Origin of the sequence: Botrimarina colliarenosi, from assembly GCF_007859955.1 — a bacterium.
Classification (GTDB): Bacteria; Planctomycetota; Planctomycetia; order Pirellulales; family Lacipirellulaceae; genus Botrimarina; species Botrimarina colliarenosi.
In genome coordinates this window covers 148,959-170,567 of the sequence record NZ_SJPR01000003.1, presented here as the reverse complement: position 1 = coordinate 170,567, position 21,609 = coordinate 148,959, and the positions used below count along the sequence as shown (strand labels likewise).

General features: G+C 66.1%; 18 protein-coding genes. 10 read left to right on the top strand and 8 right to left on the bottom strand.

Annotated features, from left to right (window positions below; genetic code table 11):
- Nucleotides 1-58 precede the first annotated feature (58 nt).
- Complete coding sequence (locus Pla108_RS12375) at nt 59-1,261, top strand: HEAT repeat domain-containing protein (RefSeq protein ID WP_197526511.1); 1,203 nt, start codon at nt 59-61, stop codon at nt 1,259-1,261.
- A gap of 44 nt (nt 1,262-1,305) precedes the next feature.
- Entirely contained in the window at nt 1,306-1,686 is a 381-nt protein-coding gene (locus tag Pla108_RS12370; RefSeq protein ID WP_146445263.1) for a CoA-binding protein, read from the top strand.
- Nucleotides 1,687-1,798: 112 nt separating this feature from the next.
- Here the strand turns inward: Pla108_RS12370 and Pla108_RS12365 are convergent, their stop codons facing one another.
- The 4 genes from Pla108_RS12365 to Pla108_RS12350 form a co-directional block, all read right to left on the bottom strand.
- Complete coding sequence (locus Pla108_RS12365; protein ID WP_146445262.1) at nt 1,799-2,353, bottom strand: REP-associated tyrosine transposase; 555 nt, start codon at nt 2,351-2,353, stop codon at nt 1,799-1,801.
- Between the two features lie 122 nt (nt 2,354-2,475).
- A complete protein-coding gene (locus Pla108_RS12360; RefSeq protein WP_146445261.1) occupies nt 2,476-3,816 on the bottom strand; it encodes a hypothetical protein in 1,341 nt (446 codons plus the stop codon).
- Between the two features lie 130 nt (nt 3,817-3,946).
- Nucleotides 3,947-5,107: a tetratricopeptide repeat protein gene (locus tag Pla108_RS12355; RefSeq protein ID WP_146445260.1), complete on the bottom strand. Its 1,161-nt coding sequence runs from the start codon at nt 5,105-5,107 to the stop codon at nt 3,947-3,949.
- An 88-nt stretch (nt 5,108-5,195) separates the two neighbouring features.
- Complete coding sequence (locus Pla108_RS12350; protein WP_146445259.1) at nt 5,196-6,362, bottom strand: hypothetical protein; 1,167 nt, start codon at nt 6,360-6,362, stop codon at nt 5,196-5,198.
- A 292-nt stretch (nt 6,363-6,654) separates the two neighbouring features.
- Between Pla108_RS12350 and Pla108_RS12345 the strand changes: the two genes are divergently transcribed.
- The 3 genes from Pla108_RS12345 to can are packed head-to-tail and all read left to right on the top strand — an operon-like array spanning nt 6,655 to nt 10,296.
- Nucleotides 6,655-7,377, top strand: coding sequence for a lipoate--protein ligase family protein (locus Pla108_RS12345; protein ID WP_146445258.1), 723 nt, complete (start codon nt 6,655-6,657; stop codon nt 7,375-7,377).
- Entirely contained in the window at nt 7,377-7,955 is a 579-nt protein-coding gene (locus Pla108_RS12340) for an NUDIX hydrolase (RefSeq protein WP_146445257.1), read from the top strand. Before Pla108_RS12345 ends, Pla108_RS12340 begins: the two co-directional genes overlap by 1 nt.
- A 52-nt stretch (nt 7,956-8,007) precedes the next feature.
- Nucleotides 8,008-10,296 (top strand): carbonate dehydratase, encoded by a 2,289-nt coding sequence (can, locus tag Pla108_RS21325; RefSeq protein ID WP_146445256.1) that lies wholly within the window; start codon nt 8,008-8,010, stop codon nt 10,294-10,296.
- Here can and Pla108_RS12330 read toward each other — a convergent pair.
- Nucleotides 10,293-10,808, bottom strand: coding sequence for a DNA-deoxyinosine glycosylase (locus Pla108_RS12330; protein ID WP_146445255.1), 516 nt, complete (start codon nt 10,806-10,808; stop codon nt 10,293-10,295). The genes can and Pla108_RS12330 overlap by 4 nt on opposite strands.
- A gap of 244 nt (nt 10,809-11,052) precedes the next feature.
- On the opposite strand from Pla108_RS12330, the gene Pla108_RS12325 reads away from it, so the two are divergent.
- From Pla108_RS12325 to Pla108_RS21465, 4 genes are all read left to right on the top strand, one after another.
- Nucleotides 11,053-11,502 carry a YkgJ family cysteine cluster protein gene (locus Pla108_RS12325; protein WP_146445254.1) on the top strand — a complete coding sequence of 150 codons (450 nt, stop codon included), beginning with the start codon at nt 11,053-11,055 and terminating at the stop codon, nt 11,500-11,502.
- 311 nt (nt 11,503-11,813) lie between these two features.
- Nucleotides 11,814-13,139: a histidine--tRNA ligase gene (gene hisS, locus Pla108_RS12320; RefSeq protein WP_261342522.1), complete on the top strand. Its 1,326-nt coding sequence runs from the start codon at nt 11,814-11,816 to the stop codon at nt 13,137-13,139.
- Between the two features lie 259 nt (nt 13,140-13,398).
- Nucleotides 13,399-13,950 (top strand): HYExAFE family protein, encoded by a 552-nt coding sequence (locus Pla108_RS12315; RefSeq protein ID WP_146445252.1) that lies wholly within the window; start codon nt 13,399-13,401, stop codon nt 13,948-13,950.
- A 78-nt stretch (nt 13,951-14,028) separates the two neighbouring features.
- A complete protein-coding gene (locus tag Pla108_RS21465) occupies nt 14,029-14,160 on the top strand; it encodes a hypothetical protein (RefSeq protein ID WP_261342521.1) in 132 nt (43 codons plus the stop codon).
- A gap of 60 nt (nt 14,161-14,220) precedes the next feature.
- Here Pla108_RS21465 and Pla108_RS12310 read toward each other — a convergent pair whose 3' ends face one another.
- From Pla108_RS12310 to Pla108_RS12300, 3 genes are all read right to left on the bottom strand, one after another.
- Nucleotides 14,221-15,414, bottom strand: coding sequence for a DegT/DnrJ/EryC1/StrS family aminotransferase (locus Pla108_RS12310; protein WP_146445251.1), 1,194 nt, complete (start codon nt 15,412-15,414; stop codon nt 14,221-14,223).
- Nucleotides 15,415-15,894: 480 nt separating this feature from the next.
- The gene (locus Pla108_RS12305) at nt 15,895-16,620 is read right to left on the bottom strand and encodes a PEP-CTERM sorting domain-containing protein (RefSeq protein ID WP_146445250.1); all 726 of its coding nucleotides are present in this window, start codon (nt 16,618-16,620) and stop codon (nt 15,895-15,897) included.
- A gap of 409 nt (nt 16,621-17,029) precedes the next feature.
- On the bottom strand, nt 17,030-20,098 hold the full coding sequence (locus Pla108_RS12300) for a vitamin B12-dependent ribonucleotide reductase (protein ID WP_146445249.1): 3,069 nt from the start codon (nt 20,096-20,098) through the stop codon (nt 17,030-17,032).
- A 709-nt stretch (nt 20,099-20,807) separates the two neighbouring features.
- Here Pla108_RS12300 and Pla108_RS12295 point away from each other — a divergent pair.
- Nucleotides 20,808-21,599 (top strand): hypothetical protein, encoded by a 792-nt coding sequence (locus tag Pla108_RS12295; protein ID WP_146445248.1) that lies wholly within the window; start codon nt 20,808-20,810, stop codon nt 21,597-21,599.
- Nucleotides 21,600-21,609: the final 10 nt, after the last annotated feature.

The following is a 21,609-nucleotide window of genomic DNA, read 5'->3' as shown; positions in this document are numbered from 1 at the left end:
CTCGTCACGGCGTATACTAGCGCTGCTGGCGCCTCTAACCCTTTCGATCGCACCTGTGATGCTCCGCCCAACCGCCGCCGCCCTCTGCCTCGCCGTTTTCACGGCCGCACAACCGGCGCCAGCGGACCAGGTCGAACTTTCTACCGGCGGACGTCTCGACGCCGAAGTTGTTCCCGACGCCGCGTCGAACCGCTCGCAGTTGGCGATCCAGTCCCCCTACGGCCGGATCGTTCTGGACCGCGACCGTGTCGCCCGATCGGTCTCGGAGTCACCTGCCGAGGCGGAGTATCGCCGCCGGGCCCCGAGCGTTTCCGACACGGTCGAAGCGCAATTCGCCCTCGCCAACTGGTGCCGCGATAACGGCGTCGCCGACGGCCTCCGGCGTCACTTGCAGCGGGTCCTCGAGCTCGACCCCGACCACGCCGAGGCCCGGATGCTCCTCGGCTACCAGCAAGTCGACGGCCGCTGGATGACGCGTGACGACGTCTTGGCCGCCCGCGGTCTCGTCCGCTGGGGCGGCGAGTACCGCACGCCGCAAGAGGTCGCCCTGCTCGAGCGGATCGAGCGGCAAGAATCGGAAGCCCTCGCTTGGCGGAAGCAACTAGCCGACTGGCGTTCGGGTCTCGAGAGCGCGGACCGCGACACGGCCCGTGCCGCCGAAGACGCCTTCGACCAACTCGAAGACCCGATGGCGATGCCGGAGCTGCTGAAGCTGTTAGCCGACGAACCGGTTCCCGCCGTGCGGCGCCGGCTGGTAAGAGCGATCGGCCGGATCGCGACGCCCGAGGGGCTCGCCGCGCTGGCGAGCATCGTGATCACGGCGCGCGATCCCGAACTCCGCGCCGAGGCCGTTGATCAACTCGCCGCCGACGGACGCCCCGGACTCGCCCTCCCCTTCGTCGCGGCGCTGCGGGCCGACGACCCGGTGGTGATCAACAACGCCGGCTGGGCGCTAGCGCGGCTCGGGTCGACGGCGACAATTGAACCGCTAATCGACGCCCTCGTGACCGTCCATCGCCGCCAAGTCGGCAACGTCTCGGGCGGCGACGACTACTCGATGACGTTCAGCCCGACCCAGGGGTCGTTCGGGTTTGGCGGCGGGGGTCCGAAGATCGAGCAGCGGACCTCTCGCAACACGCAAGTCCTTGAGACGCTGGTTCACTTGACCGGTGTCAACTTTCTTTACGATCAAGACAAATGGCGGGCGTGGCTCGCCAGTCGCCAAGTAGCGGAACGCGTCAACCTCCGCCGTGACCCGTAGACGCCCTGCCCCGTAAACGCCCTGCCCCGTAAACGGAGCCCCGCATGGACGCCCCCAAGAAACCGACCGTCGCCGTCATCGGCGCCAGCGCCGACCGCACCAAGTTCGGCAATCGCTCGCTCCGCGCCCACGCCGGTTGCGGCTACGAGGTGTTCGCGGTGAATCCAAAGGGGGGCGAAATCGAGGGCCTGCCGGTCTACGCCTCGATCGCTGAGGTCCCGGCGTCACCGCTCGATCGCGTCACGATGTACGTGCCGCCCGCCGTCGGCCTGACGTTGCTCGACGCAATCGCCGCCAAGGGCTGTGGCGAGCTGTGGCTCAACCCCGGGACCGAGTCGCCCGAGATGATCGCCCGCGCCGAAGCGCTAGGGCTCAACCCAATCGTAGCGTGCAGCCTCATCGACTGCGCGAGCCGCGGGGCGTAGGGTCCGCTGTGCGGACCGGGGTTGGAGGCCGGCAGGACCGTCAGGGTTTGCCTTTTTAGTCACCGGCGGTGGCGAAACTCCATGCCGCCCTCCGCGGTCCGCACAGCGGACCCTACTCGCCGCCGTCGATCTTTGCGATCGACGGCGGCGTTTCGGTCCGTCCCCAGTCGGGCGAGTAGGTCCCTTTCTCGACCCAGCGATGGAACGTTGTCCATCGCCATTCGCCCGGCGCGGCTGCGTACCCGTGCTTCACGGGGTTGTAGTGGATGTAGGCGACGTACGCTTCGAGTTCGGTCTCGCCTTCGACGAGATGCTCCCAGAAACGTCGCTGCCAAATACCGCGACGCCGGTTCTCTTGGCGTGATTGGCTGACAGGTTGCTCGGCGCCGCCGGCCTTAAGGTGCCGCTTGGTGAACTCCTTCTTGATCCACGCCCACCGCTTTGAGTAGTCGCTGTCGCCGGCGGGCAGAGTCCATATCGCGTGGAAATGATCGGGAAGGAGGACCGACGCAACCGTCTCAAAAGGCCAGCGCTCACGCGCTTCTCGCATCACCACGCCCAACAACGTCGCTTGAGCGTCCGACGCAAAGATCGGGTGATTGGCCTCAGTCTTAACCGTGAAAAAGTAGGTTCCGCCCTCAACAAAACACCGACGGTAGTTCGGCATCGTAGGGTCCGCTGCCCGGACCGTGGTTGGAGGTCAGAAGCAGCAGGGTCACCGTCCGCTTATCGTAATCACCACCGCTGGCGGTGGTGAAACGCCATGCACTACGGTCCGCAAATCTGACCCTACGCCGCGGCGGGGGTTTCCCATCGGCTCGGCGCGACGACGGTGCCGGCGACGTGGTCCTCGAGGTTTGGGCGGAAGACTGTCAGCAGCAGGAGCGGCAGGTACCACGCCAAGGCGAGGCCGCCGCTGTGGGCGTGCCAGAACTGCACGCCGAGCATCAGCGCCGCGGTGCCGCTTAGCAATGTGGCGAGGTTCTTCTGCGCCGGCCAGAGGGCGAAGCTGAAGCTCAAGCCGATGAAGCCCAGCAGGATCGGCACCCGGTACCAGCCGTTCCAGAAGGCCCAGACGCCGCTGAGCTCGTCCATCGCCGGCAGCCGGAGGCCGAACATCTGCTTCAAGCGGTCGAAGAACATGGCCGCGTCGGTCGACGTGAAGATGAGCGTCGCCACCAGGACGCCGAGCGTCAGCAGCACGCCGGTCGTGAACCGCCCCACCCCGCGACGCCAGTAGAACGCCGTCCATAGCGGCAGCAGGGCGAAGGGGTAGTAGATCGCCCCGCAAGCGAGGCCGAGCAGCGATCCCGCGATGGCGGGCCGGCGGTAGAAGTACGCGGTCCAGACCAGCAGCGCCGCCGGCAGGGCGTGCGTCACGTTGCCGGTCCAGAGCGCCGTGTACGGCAGCAGCAAGTAGAGGGTCGCCGCTGCGAGGCCGAGTTGGAGGTTGCCGAAATGGTCCTTCGCGATCATCAGCATGCCGAGGATGATCATCACCTGGCAAAAGATCGCCATCAGCTGGGCGGTCAAGACGTTCCGCTGGGTGTCGTCGAAGGCAGCGGCCTCGGCCCGGTCTCCGTCGACGGGCGCCTCGTCGGCGACCAGCGCCCGCGTCGAGACGTGCGGCAGCATCAGCAGCAGCGTGAAACCGGGGCCGTGGGTGCTGAGTGTGTTGTGTTCGACTTCCGACGCCTCGCGCTGGCTGAGGTGCTCGGCGCGCTGCACGGCGATCAAGTCGGAGGGGTCGGGCTTTCCGGTCATCACGTTCGCGGCGAGAAACGCCATCAGCGAAATGCCGAGGAAGCTGAGCCCCCCGCCGGTCATGTTGGGCTCGAGCAGCGGCCGTCGGACCATCGAGGCGTCGTACAGCATCCGCACCAGCAGCATGCCGTTGACGGCCAGCAGCCATAGGTACCCGATCCGCTCGACGGAGCTGTCGGCCTGGCCCCGCAGGGCTTGCTCGATGCAGATCAGGCCCGGCGCCAAGAGCACGACCAGCAGTAGGTCGAGATTGCGCATGCAAAAGATGCGGTTGAACTTAAAGAACAACGCGATCGTCAGCAGCGAAGAGAGGTAAGCCCAGGAGTTGGGATTAACTCGCTCGTAATGGAAGAGCAGTTCGCTCATCTTCCGCCCAAGGGAGGACGTGGTCGCCGCCGGGATACGGCCCTGCGGCGTTCGGTCGCCTCACCAAGCTAAGCGACGCGGCCCGCGTTGCAAGGTCTGCCGCCAACTAGGTTTGCGGCGGGCGATTCTCTCATTCTAACGCATCGCGCGCCGCTTGGGCCCAGGGGCTCTCCGGGGCGATCTCGAGAAAACGCCGCCAATGCGGCGCCGCGGCGGCAAAGTCGCCCTGACGTTGGTGGATTCGGGCGAGGTGGTAGTGGGCGTCGGCATAGCCATCGTGCTGCTCGATCGCCCCCATGACGGCTGCGGCGGCGAGCTCGTGGTCGCCCAGGTCGCTGAGGACACAGCCCAAGTTGACCCGGGCCTCGAGGTGGTCGGGGTCCAGTTCGAGAACGGCGTAGTACCGCTCGCGCGCCGCAACCGGCTGTCCGTCCGCGTAGAGCCATTCGGCCAGGACAAAATGGTCGTCGGAGGTGGGTGGCGACTCGAGCATCGCGAGCCGCCAGGCGGCGATCGCCCCGACGAGGTCGCCCTCGTCGCTCCGCCGCCAAGCCATGTCGCGACGGCTGGCCGGAGCCCCGTCGAGCGGATCGGGCATCCGCAAGACGACTGGCGCCGGCTCGGCGTCGTGGTCGGGATCGGAGTCGCGATCGGAATCGGCCTCGAAGTCGAGCCGCCGCTGCCCGGTCGTTTCCCGTAGCGCCTCGTCGGTGCGGAGCAGAAGCTCGCCATCCGTCACGACCAACGACAAGTCGCTAAGCGGCCGCGGAACGTCCGGAAAGGCCGCGGCCAGCCGGTCGGCGAGGCGGTCGATCTCTGCGAGGGTGCTGCCCTGGTCGAGCAAGTCCGCGAGGAGTTGGGCGATGCGAGCCTCCTCGAAGTCGAAGTAGGCCAGTCGCTGCACCCAACACGCAGGCTGGATCAAGCCTCGCCGCGCCCAGCGACGCACGGCGCCAACCGGCGCCGCCACCAAGTCGGCGAGCATGGCCGGCGAGTAAAGCCGCCGCACGCCGCGGCCATCTTCGACGAGGCCAAGCCGGCGCCAGAGTTCGGTCTCGGCGATGCACTCGACGCCGGCCGCCTTGGCGAAAGCGGCCGCCGTAGAGCGATCCGAGGGCGAGGCGTCCTCCCCGACGACGATCAAATCGGGGTGGTCGTCGTCGATGGCGCCGCCACGCCGCTGGACCGCGGCGGCGGTCTCGCGGCGGGAGACACTAGCGAATCGGCCTACCAGACGCACACGGCGGCCAGTGAGGGCGTCAGTCGGCGGATCGACAGCTTCGGTCGGCAACGGGATGGCTCGCAGCGGCTAAGGAAAGTCAGCCGCGAGTCTTCCCGGTGTCGGCCTCCGCGTCAACACGCTCGGTCGTCGCAGGAGCCTAGCTGCAAACGTCGCAGGTCGGCGCCTCGATGGGTCGGCGGACCATGACGGTCTTCGGGACCCGGTAGGTGTAGGTGACCGGCTCCATACGAGTGACCGTCTTAGGAACCTGGACGCTCTCGGTCTTATCGACCAACCGACAGACGCGGATCTCCACGGGCTCGACCCGCTTCTCGGCGACCATCTTGCAGGTCGTCACGGGGACGCGGCGGACCTTTTGTTCGGTCACCATCCGGCAAACTTGCACCGGCACCTTCCGCTCGACACGCTCGACAACCTGCCGGCAAGTCTCCACCGGCACGCGCCGCGTCTTCTGCTCGGTCACCATGCGGCAGACCTGCACCGGGACGCGACGGGATTGTTGCTCCGTCACCATCCGAGTGACTTGGGTCGGAACTTGCTCGACGACTTGCTGGGGTACGTAGCTCGTCACCGGTGTTTGAACCGCCACAAGGTTCGGCTTCCAGACACGCTGGACTTGCTGGACCGGGGGCTTCTCGGTGCTCACCCAAGCCAAGCCAGGGCGGATCGTCTGGATCTGCCCCGTCAGCGGGTCGATCGTCTGCTGACGCGACATCCAACTCAGGTGCGGCCACGACTTCGAGCCGGGCGTGACGGCGACTTGATCGACATACCCGCCCTGATCGATGACCTGCGACTGATAGGAAGTCACCGGCCGCATCACCGTCTGGTAGCGCGGCTGCATCACGGTCTCGCAGACCGGGCGTTGAACGTTGTAGTGTTCGACTCGTTCGCGGGTCTCGTAAACGGGCCGCTGGACGGTGTAGCACTCGTCGCGGTAAGAGGTCTCGACGATGTTCCGCACGCGGTCGTAGCTGGCGTCGCGGTAGCGCGTCTCGTAGACGGGCCGTTGGACGCAGTACCGCTCTTCGCGGACGCTGGTTTCGGTAACGGGACGCATCACCGTGTAATGACGCTCTAATTTACGGGTCTCATAGACGGGGACCTGCCGCGTCACCTCGCACTGCTGGTAGACCGTCTCGGTGACGGGGCGGTAGCAGGTGGCTTGCCGCTCTTCGTAAATGGTCTGGCACTCCATGCGGTAAGCCGGCGCGCAGGAATCGCAGGCGCCGATTTCCTGGCCGCCAACGGCGGTCGGGGAAACAACGAAAAGCAAGGCCAAGCTCAGGCGGAAAGTCTTCATCACCGTACCGATAAGCAAATCGCCCTGAAGCCGACGCGACCATTCGCGCGTACCCCGGCTCCATGGCTCATAGAGAGTCTGTGGCGCCAAACCGTGGGCGGCAAATCAATTTCCCTCGTTAGAACCGCTAGCGGAGCGGATTTTCTCACCCTCGTGATTGGTTGAATCGCTCGGGCAAGCTAGGGGGCCCAACCGACAGCACAAGACACCTTGGCCCGGCCGCCCTACACTCACCCCAGTCCGCGCAACCCGCACCACCCGCCCCTCCCCCGCCCCTTCCTCGCATTGGCCCATGCGTCTGTTCGACGTCACGATGCCGACGCCCGCCGAGAACCTCGCCCTCGACGAGGCGCTGTTGTTCGACGCCTCGGGCGAAGAGGCGCTGCGTCTGTGGGAGTCGCCCACCTGGATGGTCGTGCTCGGTCGTTCGTCCCGCCACGCCGAAGAGGCCCACGCCGAGGCGTGTCGTGACGCCGGGGTCCCGATTCTCCGCCGCGTAAGTGGCGGGGCGACGATCCTCACCGGTCCGGGTTGCTTGATGTACGCGGTCGTTCTCGACCTGACAAAGCGGCCCGAACTGCTCGACCTCACCAAGGCCCACCGCTTCGTCCTCGGCCAGATGGTGGAGGCCCTCCGGCCGCTCGACGCGTCGGTGTCGATCGCCGGCACGAGCGATCTCGCCGTCAAACGCCCCGACGGGCTCCGCAAGTTCTCGGGCAACAGCGTCCGCCGGGTCCGCAGCCGGTTGCTCTACCACGGCACCCTGCTGTACGACTTCGATCTGCCGCGGGTCGGACGGCTGTTACGGACCCCGCCGCGACAGCCCGACTATCGAGAGCGCCGTGGCCACGAGGCGTTCCTCACGAACCTCGCTGTCGAACGATCCGCGCTGGTTGAAGAGGTCGGGACCGGTTGGTCGGCGAGCCCCGCCACGCTCACAACGGAAGTGGTCGAAGCGGCCAACGGCCTCGTTGCTGACAAGTACGCCCAGCCCGGTTGGAATGAGCTCCGCTGATGCACCGCGAACCGCTGCGACAACTCCTGCAGGCCTACCGATCGGCGAATCCTTCGGAAGCCCCGGTGGCGGATCGGATCCTCCGGCTGGTTGACGAGCACGCCGACTGTTTCGAGCGGACCTGCCGGCCGGGGCATCTGACCGGCTCGGCGTGGGTCGTCTCTTGCGACGGCCAGCGGCACCTCCTCCTGCTGCACCGCAAGCTCGGCAAGTGGCTGCAGCCGGGCGGCCACGCCGACGGCGATGCCGATTTGCGGTCGGTCGCGTTCCGCGAGGCGGAGGAGGAGACGGGTCTCCAATCGCTCCGCGTCGTGACCGACGCCGCGGGGGTCGAAGTGCTCGATATCGACGTCCACGTCATCCCCGCCCGGTACGACGCGGAGGGCAATCTGATTGATGACGCCCACGAGCACCACGACATCCGCTTCCTGCTCCAAGCGGTCGGCGACGACGCTGTGAGCCTCAGCGACGAGTCCCACGCGCTCGCTTGGTATACGCCCAACGATCTCCGTAAGCTCACTCAAGAGGAAAGTGTCCTTCGACTCCTAGAGAAGGCTGAAGAGCGGCTTAAACGCTGAACCGGGGCGAATCGCTGTTGCTATAGCATCAGCGGCTGGAAACACTACACCTATGAAAAACTCGTCAACGTCCGGCCCGAGGCAATTCCCTAGCGATTGGATTGCCGCTCTACGGACCGACTTTCCGGCTTCGATCATTGTTTTCCTGGTCGCCCTGCCGCTCTGCATGGGCATCGCCACCGCCTCGGGGGCTCCACCGGTCGCGGGGCTCATCACCGGCATCATCGGCGGACTGCTCGTCGGCGCCATCGCCGGCTCGCCGCTGCAAGTGAGTGGCCCGGCAGCGGGGCTCTTCGTCGTCGTCTCGGAAGTGATCGCCGAGCTCGGCATCGCCGCCCTCGGCATTGTCGTCCTCGCCGCGGGGGCGATCCAGATCGTTGCGGGACTCGCCAAGCTCGGCGGCTATTTCCGCGCCGTCTCGCCAGCCGTTATCCAAGGGATGCTCAGCGGCATCGGGGTGTTGATCCTCGCCAGCCAGTTCCACGTGATGGTCGATGACCACGACGCGGCCCGTGAATGGCTCGACGCCGGGTGGGAGAAAGGGATCGCCAACTTGCTGACGATCCCGCAGTCGCTGTGGCTCGGTCTCGTGCCGCTAGACGGATCGCCCCATCACCTGGCGGCGGCGGTTGGCGTCGCCACGATCCTCGTGCTCTCCTTCTGGAAGTACGTCCCTTTCGAGTCGCTGCGGCTTGTCCCGGGACCGGTCGTCGCGGTGACCCTCGCCGCGGCGATCACCAAGACGATGGGCTGGGACATCACGCACGTGGTGGTTCCCGACAACCTGCTCGACGGCGTCCTGCTGCCGACTCGTGAGATGCTCAGCACTCTCGACTGGCGGGCGGCCGGCCTGGCGGCCGTGACCATGGCCCTCATCGCCAGCGCTGAAACCATGCTCTGCTGCGCCGCGGTCGATCAGATGCAGTCGCATACGCGCACCGACTACAACCGCGAACTGCTCGCCCAAGGGATCGGCAACGTCACGTGCGGCGTCCTCGGCGCCTTGCCGATGACGGGCGTCATTGTCCGCAGCTCGGCCAACGTCGATGCCGGCGGCCGAACGCGTCTGTCGGCCTGGCTGCACGGTCTGTGGCTGCTGGTCTTCGTAACGGTGCTCCCCTGGCTGCTCAACTACATCCCGATGGCGAGCCTCGCGGCAGTGCTTGTCTACATCGGCTGGAAGCTTATCAACCCGCGGGCGATCCGCAGCCTGTGGCGCGTCAGCCATCCCGAAGGGGTGATCAGCGTCATCACGCTGCTGTTGGTGGTCGGCGTCGATCTGCTGACGGGCGTCGTTGTCGGCATCGCCTGCACCGCGGCCTGGCTGCTGTGGACCTTCGCCCGGATCGACATCCAGACCGAAGAGATCCCGGGCGAGAACCGCACCAACCTCAAGCTCCGCGGCGCGGCGACCTTCTTGGCGGTCCCGCGGCTGGCCGAGGCGCTCGACCGCGTCTCGCCGACGACGGAGCTGCATGTGCCCCTCGACCGGCTCAGCTACGTCGACCACTCGTGCCTTGAGATGCTGGTGAATTGGGAGAAGCAACACGCGGCCAAGGGGGGCAAGCTGGTCATGGACTGGGACAGCCTCGCCACAACGTTCCGTCGGTCGGGCATGACGAGCCCCCACGCCCCCAGTAAGAAACGCATTAAGCGGATCGACTGGCTCCGCCGCCGTCTGAACAAGAACCTCAAGGCGCAGGTGCTGACCCAGTTGCTAGACAACAACCGGGAGTGGGCCCGCCAAATCGCCGAGGACGACCCGGCCTTCTTTAGCGAGTTGGCGCAGCAGCAGACCCCCGAGTACCTCTGGATCGGCTGCTCCGACAGCCGCGTGCCGGCGAACCAGATCGTCGGGCTCGACCCCGGCTCGGTCTTCGTTCACCGCAACATTGCGAACGTGGTGGTGCATACCGACATCAACTGCCTATCGGTGATCGAGTACGCGGTGAAGGTGCTGCAGGTGCGGCACATCATCGTCTGCGGCCACTACAAGTGCGGCGGCGTCGCGGCGGCGCTGGGGGACCAACCGGTCGGCGTCATCGACAACTGGCTCCGCCACATCCGCGACACCCGGCAGAAATATCTCGACGAATTGATGTCGCTCCCGACACAACCCGAACGCGTCAACCGACTCTGCGAACTCAACGTGCTGGAACAGGTGAAGAACGTCTGCCACACGTCGATCGTCCAGGAGGCGTGGCGTAACGAGCAGCCGCTGTGTATCCACGGCTGGATTTACAGTTTGGAAGACGGCCTGATACGCGACTTGGGCGTCAGCATCAGCGGCCCGACCGAACTCGACGAGGCGTACCGGCTGGAAGGCGAAGCGGTCGTCTAGTTAATGACGGACGCCAATCCATCGCGCCACGCCGCCAGTTTTTCATGGAACGTGCGCCCCGCATGAGCCGGGCTTGTTGATGGCAGCCTGACGAACCGCAGCCGCGCGGTCGTCGCCACGTCGAGCATCGGCGTCACGCGCCGCCGGAACGCCGTCTCCGCCTTCTGTCCGTTGAACGCGACGAGGCGTAGCGCCGGTTGATCCGCGAAGAAGGGGGCGAAGTCGTTCGCGATTTCCGACTCACGCTCGATCGCCGTGTCGAGGCTCCCCTCGCGCCGGCACGATTGCAGGACATCCCACACCGCAACGCCCGCCGTGATCAGGCGCTTGCGCCGCGCTTCGTAGGGGAGCTCAGGCCCGGCGCCGAACAACTCGCCCATGATCGGCCAGAAGGCGTTCCGCGGGTGGGCGTAGTACGCCCCCGCCGTCAGCGAAGCGACGCCAGGCATCGACCCCAACACGAGGAGCCGCGCCCGGGCGTCGGCGATCGGCGGAAAGCTTCTGGCGAGCATCCAATGATTAACCGCCAAGACGCTAAGAGCGCCAAGCAGGTTGTTTGGACGAGATCAACAAGATTGACGGGATGAGCTTTGCCTTTCTTTTCCTGTCGATCCCGTAAATCCTGTCTAGCATTCTCTTTCTGGCGGTCCTTGGCGCTCTTGCCGTCTTGGCGGTTTCCCACGGACCAACAAACCCGATAAACTACCCCGCTTGACCCGTCGACCGTCGCACAACGGCCCTGCCGAGACCCACGCCATGAGCACCCTGCCCGCCTTCGGCGCCAAGAAGATCCGCCGCGAAGACCTCCCTGAGGGGGGCAACCTCTGCGAGCACTGCACGGCCAAGTGCTGCCACTACATCGCCGTGCCGTACGAGACGCCGACCGAAGCGGCCGACATGGAGTTCATCCGCTGGATCGTGCTCCACCACAACTCGACCTTCTTCAAGGAAGACCAGGACTGGTACCTGCTGGTCCACACGGTCTGCGAAAAGCTCGGCGACGACTATCGTTGCGGCGTCTACGAGACCCGCCCGCAGATCTGCCGCGACTACACGTTCGACAACTGCGAGTACGACGAGGACTGGACGTACGATTTCTACTTAGAAACGCACGAGCAGGTCTGGGAGTTCACCGAGGCTAACTTCCAAGAGAAGGGCCAGAGCATCCGCTCCCGCCGGCCGAACCCGCTCGCCGTCCTCGCCTAGGCCCTTTTGAGCCGCGCCCGTCAGGAAGCGGAGTCAATGAAGGGGGATGGGGGGGGATGAATGGAGAGAGTGGGATCGCAAGCGGACGGGTAAACCTTGCGAGCACGTCAGCCTTTCTTTTCGTAGAACGCGTTCTCTCCATCCCTTTATCGTTGGTCAGCAACCGCTCTGCGGTTGCCCGTCGAATAATCAACTTCCTCGCGATTCGCTCACGGCGACAAGGCAGTCGATCCCTCAAGCTCACTCCCCCGCCCGCTTGCGATCCCCCTCTCTCCATTCATCCCCACCTCTCCCTTCCTAACGTCACCACCGTGTCGAAGCCCCAACATATCGAGCCGCGTACTCTCAAGGGCTTCCGCGACTATCCGCCCGAGGTGATGATCCCGCGCGAGCGGCTCATGGAGACGGCGCGAAGAGTCTATCGATCGTACGGCTACGCGCCGATCGATACGCCGGCGCTGGAGTACCTGGAGATCCTCACCGGCAAGGGCTCCGACGAGACCGACAAGCAACTCTATCGGTTCAAGGACCACGGCGGCCGCGACGTCGGGCTGCGGTTCGACCTGACGGTGCCGCTCGCCCGCTTCGCGGCTCAGTACGCTCAGCAGCTGGGGCTGCCGTTCAAGCGTTATCATATCGCCCCGGTGTGGCGCGGCGAGAACACCCAGCGGGGCCGCTACCGTGAGTTCGTGCAGTGCGACTTCGACACGGTCGGCGTGACGGGCGTCGCGTCGGATATCGAGATGGTGCTCGTCATCCACGACCTCTTGCTGGCCGTTGGCTTCGAGCGGTTCACCATCCGCGTCAACCACCGCGGCGTCCTCAACGGCCTACTGGAGACGCTCGGCTTGTCGGACCGTTCGACCGAGGTGCTCCGCGCGCTCGACAAGCTCACGAAGATGGGCGCCGACAAGGTTCGCGCCGAGCTCGCCTCGACGGCCGGCGCCAGCGACGAGCAGGCGGGCAAACTCCTCGAGTTCGCCGCCGTCACCGGATCGGCCGACGAGGTGCTGACGGCGATCGCCCCCCTGGTCGCCGGCAGTGAACGGGGCGAGGCGAGCGTCGGGCGGCTCCGCGAAGTGCTGGCCGGCGTCGGCGCCGCGGGGGCGTCGCTCGACCGCGTCCGCATCGACCCGTCGATCGCCCGCGGGCTCGACTATTACACGGGGCTGGTGCTCGAAACGACGCTCGACGACCTGCCCGAGATCGGCAGCGTCGCCAGCGGCGGCCGCTACGACGACCTGGCCGGCCTCTACACCAAACAGGCGCTGCCGGGCATCGGCGCGTCGCTCGGCGTCGATCGCCTGTTGGCGGCCATGGAGGAACTCGGCCTCGTGGGCGACTCCAAGACCCCCGCCGACGCGCTGGTGGTTTACTTCGCCGAGGACCGCCTAGGCGACTACCTCAAGCTCGCCGCAAGTCTTCGCGCCGCGGGCGTCGGCGCCGAGCTCTACCCCGAGGCCAAGAAAGTCGGGGCGCAGCTCAAGTACGCCGACAAGAAAGGGTTTCGATTGGCGGTGATCGCCGGCCCCGACGAGTTTGAGCGCGGCGAGTGCCAGATCAAAGTGCTCGCCACCGGCGAAAGCGTCACGGTGTCGCTAGCCGAAGCCCCCGCCGCCGCCCAGCGGCTCCTCTAGTAGTCTCGCGCAGAGACGCAGAGACGCTGAGACGCTGAGACGCTGAGACGCTGAGACGCTGAGACGCAAAGGTTTGAAGCACAACGCTTTGCGCCTTCGCGCCTTTGCGTGAAACAAGCTCTTGCGAACTGAATTCACGCAAAGGCGCGAAGGCGAAAAGTGTTTTTGTTCTCAGTTTTCTCTGCGTCTCAGCGTCTCTGCGCGAGTCTTCCCCATTAAACTTCGAGAGTTCCCCCGTGCCTCCGTGGTGAGCACCCGAATGGCCAAGCGACACAACCCTTACGAAGCCGCCTTCGAGGACTATCTCCGCTCGCGCGGGATCGCCTACGTGGCGGTCGATGAACGCCGGCGGGCGGTCGAGGCGATCGGGTCGCTCAAGAGCGTCGACTTTATCGTGTCGCCACGCTCCGGGTCGCTCACCGACGAGGGCCTGCTGCCGCCGGCGCGGTGGCTCGTCGACGTGAAGGGGCGACGGTTCCCGTCGGGTCGCCAGTACTGGCGCAACTGGACGACCGACGAAGAGCTGGCGTCGCTCGAACGGTGGGGCGACCGCTTCGGCCCCGGGTTCCTGGGGGTGCTGGTCTTCGCTTACGAGCTGTGCGGCGACCGGTCGCCCGTCCCCGCCCACGAGGTCCACTACTGGCGTGACCGGCCGTACGCCTTCGTCGCCGTGCCGGCGGACGCCTACCGGGCGATCAGCCGGCCGTTGTCGCCCAAATGGGGGACCGTCTCGGCGCCGACGGCCGATTTCCGCCGGCTGGCGCGGCCCGTCTCGCTGGCGCTCGGGGCCGACGAACCGGCGATCGCCTGAGGCCCGGCGTTTCCCACCCGGCCGGCGGGCGATTATCCTAGGGGGCTACGCTCCGCCCCGCCTCCCCTTGCGACCGCTATGCCGTCACTGCTCGCCCTCGTCGCCCCGGTCTCGTGGGCCGTCATACTTCTCAGCGTGGTCCTCGGCCTCGTCGTGGCCCTGCGGCCCGCTAAGCGGGAAGACAAGGTCAAGAAGCCGAAGGCCCCGTGAGACCCAAGGCCCCTGAGCCGCGGTTGAGCGACGGGCTACCCCGTCATCCGCCCAGCTGGGCTACGCGGCCATCCGAACCGACGTAACAGCGGCGTAGGCGTTCACCGCGTCGATGACGCGGTCTTGCTCTTCGGCGGTCAGCTCCGGGAACACCGGCAGCGAGAGGACCTCTTCGGCGGCCCGCTCGGTGTGCGGCAGGTCGCCCCGCTGATAACCCAAGTCGGCGAAACAGTTCTGCAGGTGCAGGGGCACCGGGTAGTAGATCGCCGCGCCGATCTTCCGCTCCGATAGCCAGCTCTGCAGCGCGTCGCGACGCCCCTCGGCTACGCGGACCGTGTACTGGTTCCAGACGCTCGAGCAGCCCGGCGCCTCGACCGGCGTGGTGACCACCGCGCCCGCAGCGCCGTTGTCGAAAGCCTCGTTGTAACGGGCCGCGTGGCGGCCGCGAGCGGCGGCGTAGCCGGCGAGCCGCTTTAACTTCACGCCGAGGGCGGCCGCCTGGATCGTATCGAGCCGGCTGTTGAGGCCCACCATGTGATGGTAGTAGCGGGGCTCCTGCCCGTGGTCGCAGAGGATCCGCATCCGGCTGGCCAGCTCGGCGTCGTCGGTGGTGATCATGCCGCCATCGCCCATCCCGCCGAGGTTCTTGGTGGGATAGAAGCTGATGCAGCCGATGCTCCCCAGCGAACCGATCGGCCGGCCGTGGTAGTCGGCCCCAATCGCCTGGGCGGCGTCTTCGATCACCGGCAACCCGTGCTCGGCCGCGAGGGCGTTGATCGCGTCCATGTCGGCCGCCTGGCCGAACAGGTGGACCGGCAGGATCGCCTTGGTCGCCGGCGTGATGCGGCGGGCGATGTCGGCCGGGTCGATGTTGAACGTGTCGGGCAGGATGTCGGCAAACACGGGCGTCGCGCCGAGCCGCGACACGCAGCCCGCCGTGGCGAAGAACGTGAAGCTCGGCAGGATCACCTCGTCGCCAGGCCCCACCCCGTGGGCCATCAGGGCCACCAGAATGGCGTCCGTTCCCGACGCACAGCCGACGGCGTGGCCGACGCCACAGAGACGGGCGACCTCGGCCTCGAGGTCGCGGACCGCCGGCCCTTTGAGGAACGCCCCGGTGTCGACCACCTCGGTGATCGCCGCGAGGATTTCGTCCCGGAGGGGCTCGTTCTGACGGTTGATGTCGAGCAGCGGGACCGGGACAGGCTCGGCGCCAGCAGTCGAGAGAGAAACGACGGGGGCTGTGTTCGACATTCGGAGATCTTCCCTGATCGGAACGTGATGTTCGCTTGTGGGGGCCCCTGGCGTCCTGCCGGGGGGGTCAATTGGCGGAAGTTAGAAAACTTACGCCGTACGCGTCAACGGCGACGCCCACACCGGCGGGCGACAACCGCTAAGATTTCCATCGGCGCCCGGCGACCCGCCTAGCCAGCCTGTCCGACGCGACGCGGCGATTCGCCGCCCTGCTGGCGCCGCTGGCGCCCCTCGCTCGTAGGAATTGGACTTCGCCCGCAGGACAAAAGGCCCGCAGGACAGAAGGAAGTTGAACCACCACGGAACGAAGGAACGAAGTTCAGAATCGCCGCTCCGTTTTCCTTCCTCGTCCCTTCGTTCCTTGGTTGCTTTGTGGTTCCCTCCACAGCGCCACAGCTCGACGCGGCTATCAAAAACAAAAGCCGCCGCCGGCACATGCCGGCGGCGGCTCCATCGATTCGGTTTTCAGCGGGGCAAAGCTCAGCCGAGGCGCGAACGCATCGAGACGGCGCCAACCGAGGCGAGGCTCAGCAGGGCGAGCACAGCCGTGCCCGGCTCGGGGATGGCCTCGCTGGAAATGACCAAGTTGTCGACAACGACCGTCTCGTTGTTCGACGAATCCGACTGACGCAGAGCGAACAGATCGAGGGAAGCCTCCGGCGTCGATGGGTTGCCCGAGATGGTGTCACCACCAACCGTGAGCGAACCGGTGCCGGTCGAGAAGTCGTACGAGAGCGCCAACGACAGGGTGTCGCCGAAGTTGTAATCGACGGGCATGGTGGCTTCCGCGGTGCTCGTGGTCGAAGAGATGCCGAGCGAGAAGTCACCACCGAACTGTCCCGGGACGACGTCCACGCGCGAGACAAAATTGAACGACCCGGTCGGGAAGAAGTGAGCGAAGTACTCGGAGTCGGAGCCGGAAATCACCGAGTCGTCGCTGACAACGATGTCAAACGTCGCGGTGAGAATCCCCGAGCTCTGAGGGGCGAACGCCAGGTTCGCGTCTTCCGAGGGGGCGCCGTGCTCAACAACGGCCTGGCCGCCCGAAACGAGCAGGTCACCGACGGTGCCGCTGTGGTTGGCCCAGCCACCGTTGCCGACGAGGCTGCCATCGGGGTAGCTGAAATCGTCCGAAGCGAGGATCGCGGCGGAAGCCGCGGCGGGCGCCAAAGCGGCGCAGAGAGCAATCAGGATGCGCATCTTCATTAGCCTTCTCAGGTGGGGAGAGATGATCAGAACCTCGTTGAGGCGGGTCCTGATCGGGGGGAATCTACGGTGGGACAACTCGTGTGCGCGGCGGGACAAGCCACCACGTTCCCCTGACGGTACTCGAATGAGCGTCGGCCGCAAGGTTTTTCCGCTTAATTAACCCAATCTGCGCAATCGAAAGCCAATCTACCTCGTTCGGACCTACCCCCCGCCAGGGTTAGTAAAAACACCCCGCGGCGCCGGGGTAACGGGCGCCGCGGGGTGGCGTGGGTTCCAAAAGCTGCCGGCGGACGTCGAACGCCCTAAGCTTCATGCGACCGGCAGGTAGAAATCGGTCAGCTGTCTGCAATCAGCGTTCAGCTCGTCAAAGGCTGACCGCTGAAAGCTGACCGCTGACCGCTCTGAATCAGCTGCAGCCCATCGACGCGCCGCAGTTGTGGCACAGGTAGCAGTTGCCGTTGCGGACCGTGATCGAGCCGCAGTTGTCGCACGCCGGGGCGTCGACCTGGAAGCCGGCGAACTGGTCGTTGCGCGAGCCCTCGGCGAGGACCACACCGGCCCGTTCGAGGACCTTGGCGCTGTAAACCGGCTTCGTGCTGCTCCCGTTGGAGCCGCCCGTGCTGTGGCCGTTCACCGCCACCGCGTTGGCTCCGTGCCCCTCCGTCCGCCCGTCGGCCTTCTTGGCGACGGGCTTGGTCTCGCCGGGCTCATCCGAGGGTGGCGAGGCAGAGCCGCCCGAAGGCGCCGACGAGCCGGCGTCCATCGTGTAGCCCATCGACGCTTCCTTGAAGCCGGGCAAGAACGTGATCCCCAGCCAGCGGAAGATGTAGTCGATCAGGCTCTTGGCGATGCGGATGTCCGGGTTCTTGGTGTGCCCCTGCGGCTCGAACCGCATGTGGCTGAACTTGCGGACGTAGTCCTCGAGCGGCACGCCGTACTGGAGGCTCATCGAGACCGACGTGCCGAAGGCGTCCATCAAGCCGCCGATCGTGCTCCCTTCTTTGGCCATGGTGATGAACAGCTCGCCGGGGCGGCCGTCCTCGAACATGCCGACGGTGATGTAACCCTCGTGTCCCGCGACGCTGAACTTGTGCGTCTTCGAATCGCGGGTGTCGGGCAGCCGTTCACGACGGGGCTTGGAAACCGCGGCCTTGGCGGCTTCTTCGGCCCGCGCCTCCTTGCCTTGCTTCTGCGTGTTGAGCGGCTGGCTGTCCTTCGAACCGTCGCGGTAGATGGCGAGGGCCTTGAGGCCGAGCTTCCAGCCGTCGTAGTACGCCTCGGCGATCTCCTCGGGCGTCGTGTTCCGCGGCATGTTGACCGTCTTGCTGATCGCGCCCGACAAGAACGGCTGAGCGGCGGACATCATCGTGATGTGGGCCCGCCACGGGATGCTCCGCGTGCCGCCGGCCGGCGTGAACGCACAGTCGAAGACCGGCAGGTGCTCGGGACGCAGGTCGGTCGCCCCCTCGATCGTGTCCTCGCGATCGATGTGCGCGAGAATCGACTCGATCTCGTGCCGTTCGTAGCCGAGCTTCTCGAGCGCCCGAGGGACCGTCTGGTTGACGATCTTCAGCATCCCTCCGCCGGCGAGTTGCTTGTACTTCACCAAGGCGATGTCGGGCTCGATGCCGGTGGTGTCGCAGTCCATCATGAAGCTGATGGTGCCGGTCGGCGCCAGGACCGTGGCCTGGGCGTTGCGGAAGCCGTGCGACTCGCCGGCGGTGACAACGCGGTCCCAGACCACTTGGGCCGCCCGACGCAGGTCCTCGGGGCACTCCCCGCCGATCTGCCCGACCGCGTCGCGGTGCATCTGCATCACGCGGTTCATCGGCTCGCGGTTCTCGGCGTAGCCATCGAACGGACCGACCGCCTCGGCCAGCTCGGCGCTGGTGAGGTTGGCCGTGCCGTGCATGATCGCCGTGATGGCGCCGCACACGCCGCGGCCCTCTTCCGAGTCGTACGGCAGGCCGCTCGACATGAGCAGGCTGCCGAGGTTTGCGAAGCCGAGCCCCAGCGGCCGGTAGCGATGGCTGTTGGCGGCGATCTGCGCGGTCGGGTAGCTGGCGTGATCGACCAAGATCTCCTGGGCGATGAAGAACACGCGAGACGCCGCCGCGTAACGCTCGTGATCGAACGTCCCCTTGGCTCCGCCTCCCCGGCCGTCGGGGCCGGGAGCCGCGTCCTCTTTGCGGACGAACTTCATCAGGTTGACGCTCGCCAGGTTGCAGGCGGTGTCGTCGAGGAACATGTACTCGCTGCACGGGTTCGACGCGTTGATCCGGCCGCTATTGGGGCACGTGTGCCAGCGGTTGATCGTCGTGTCGTACTGCACGCCGGGGTCGCCACAGTGCCAGGCGCAGTCGGCCATGCGGCCCATGACGTCGCGGGCTTGGTAGGTCGGGCCCTCGATGGTGTTGTCGGTGACCCAGCGGGTCTTCCACTCGGCGTCCTTCTCGTACGCCACCATGAAGTCGTCCGTCAGGCGGACCGACAGGTTCGCGTTCTGGAACATGACGGAGCTGTACGCTTCGCCGTTGAAGTTCGACTCGTACTTGCCGCTGGCGATCAGCGTCTGAGCCTTCTGCTCTTCCTTCCACTTGCACTCGATGAACTCCATCACGTCCGGGTGCCAGACCTTGATGGACTGCATCTTGGCGGCGCGACGGGTCTTGCCGCCCGACTTCACGACCGCGGCGATCTGGTCGTAGACCCGCATGAACGACAGCGGGCCCGACGGGATGCCGCCGCCCGAGAGCTTCTCGCGCTTGCTGCGGAGCGTCGACATGTCCGTGCCGGTCCCCGAGCCGAACTTGAACAGCATGGCCTCGCTCGTGGCGAGCCGCATGATGTCTTCCATGTTGTCGCCGACCGACTGGATGAAGCACGCCGAGCCCTGCGGGTACTCGTACGGGTTGTCCGGCTGGACGACCGTTTGTGTCATCGGGTCCCAACGCCAGTTGCACCGAGCGCCGGTGACGCCGTACTGGTGGTAGAGGCCGACGTTGAACCAGACCGGCGAATTGAACGCCCCGTGCTGGTGCAGGCAGAGCCACGACAGGTCACGGTAGAAACGCTCGCCGTCTTCGTTGCTGGCGAAGTAGCCGTCCGCCAGGCCCCAATCGGTGATCGTGCGGCTGACGCGGTGCACCAGCTGCCGGACGCTGTACTCGCGCTCGGGGGTGCCGACCTCGCCGTAGAAGTACTTGCTGCAGATGACGTTGGTCGCCAGCTGGCTCCAGAACGAGGGGACCTCGCAGTTGGTCTGCTCGAACAGGACGGCGCCGTTCTCGTCCTTGATGCTGGACGAGCGGATCTCCCAGTTGACCGTGTCGAAGGGGTCCGCCACCTCGCTCGCGGGGGGACAGAAGGTCGCGTCGACCTTCAGCCGGCCGTGGAACGTCTTGGGGGGCTGCTGGCCATCCCGCGGGTTCGAGGATGGGGTCTGCTGTGCAAAGCCGGCGTCAACGGTCGCCATGGCTACCTCCTATGTAGTCTGGGAGAGGGGGGCATCCTTTCCGATTGGAATCGATGAACATCCGTTCATCAATCCCTCAGCCCTTGGCGTCGGCATGCCATGCCGACGGGCTGTACTCTTCTTGCTTCGCGTCCGGGGTGCGCTCCGCAGAGCCGCCGCCCCCATATATGGCCCCTATCGGCGCCAACTCCCGAGGATCAGGAGTGAAAAACGCTCACCTACCCCAATATATAGTGTCCGATGCCCGAAAGGCCACAACATTTGGGGTCACGAGGGCCAAATCCTACGCGCCCAGAGCGTCGCGTCAATCCAAATCCTGGTATTTCGTAAGTTGCTAGCACACAACAGGTTGTGTCTATCGGCGAAGAACGTGTGAAGCTCCGATGAAGCCTCGACACCGGACCTAAGCCCTTTCATTAAAAAGGCTTGCGGCGTTTGGACGCCCCGTTGGCGCCCCGCCGATGCGGCGGCACGCAATTTTCGTTTCCGGCGACATCGCCATGGCAAGCCGGGTAGACGGCGCAGAATTCGCGGCTTAGGTCCGGCGGTCCGCAGTCCGTCGGGCCGGACGCAAATGGGTCCCGCCGCAAGCCGCCCTCGACACTCCGCGGCCGAAAAGCCACGATCCGGCAAGTTTGCCCCCAGCCACGCCCTCTCAAACCACACCCCTCTTCCTACGCAAGTCGGCTACACAAGTCGGCCTAACGTTGTGCGATTCCACGCCGTCTGCCTACTGATCGCCGCGGCGGGGTGCACGGGCTCACGGTGGGCGCGCACCGACCCCGCCTACGCCCGCAAGTACGCGCACCACACGGAGGACCCGGCCCGCGTCGTCAAGCAAGCCCTCGACGCCCGGCAGGTCGCTGGCCGCTCGGGTTATTACACCAGAACGATGGTGAGCGACGACCCGGCCGCCTCGGACTTCGCGGTTGGCAAGTTGGTCTACCCGCCCCACCTCGACGGCGCCGTGGAGGCCAGCTTCGGCCTGCGTGGCTCGGCGGTCGAGGGAGGCGGTGGCGCCGGAGGCCTCGAGCTCGGCGGTCGTCTGCAGACCCCAACCCGCCTGGCGCCGTTCGTAGGCGTCAGCGTTTTCGGCGGGGCCGCCCCTTCGGACTACCTCGACGCCCTCTCCGACGACGGCTTCAACTCCGACGAGGAGCACACAAAAGCGGCCTTCGCAGTCGCCCCCGAAGTGGGCGTCCACTATTGGCTGAGCCCGCAATGGCGCCTCACCGCTTCGGCGGCGCAGAACTTCGCCTACTTTGAAGGGAGCAATTCCAACGAGTACACGTCGGTCGGTTTGACCCTCGCCTGGCTCGATATCCCGGGGTACCGCTCGCGGTCGGCCCGCCCCCTGCCAGCATCGTCCTGCACGACGGAAATCCCGATTGCCGAGTTTGGACCGCAGCAACCCCTACCGCATCCAATGACCGCGTCGAATGACACCGCCAACCCCTACAGCGGGCTCGTTCCACCCACGGCGCCGGACGAAACGCCTTGAACCTGGGGAG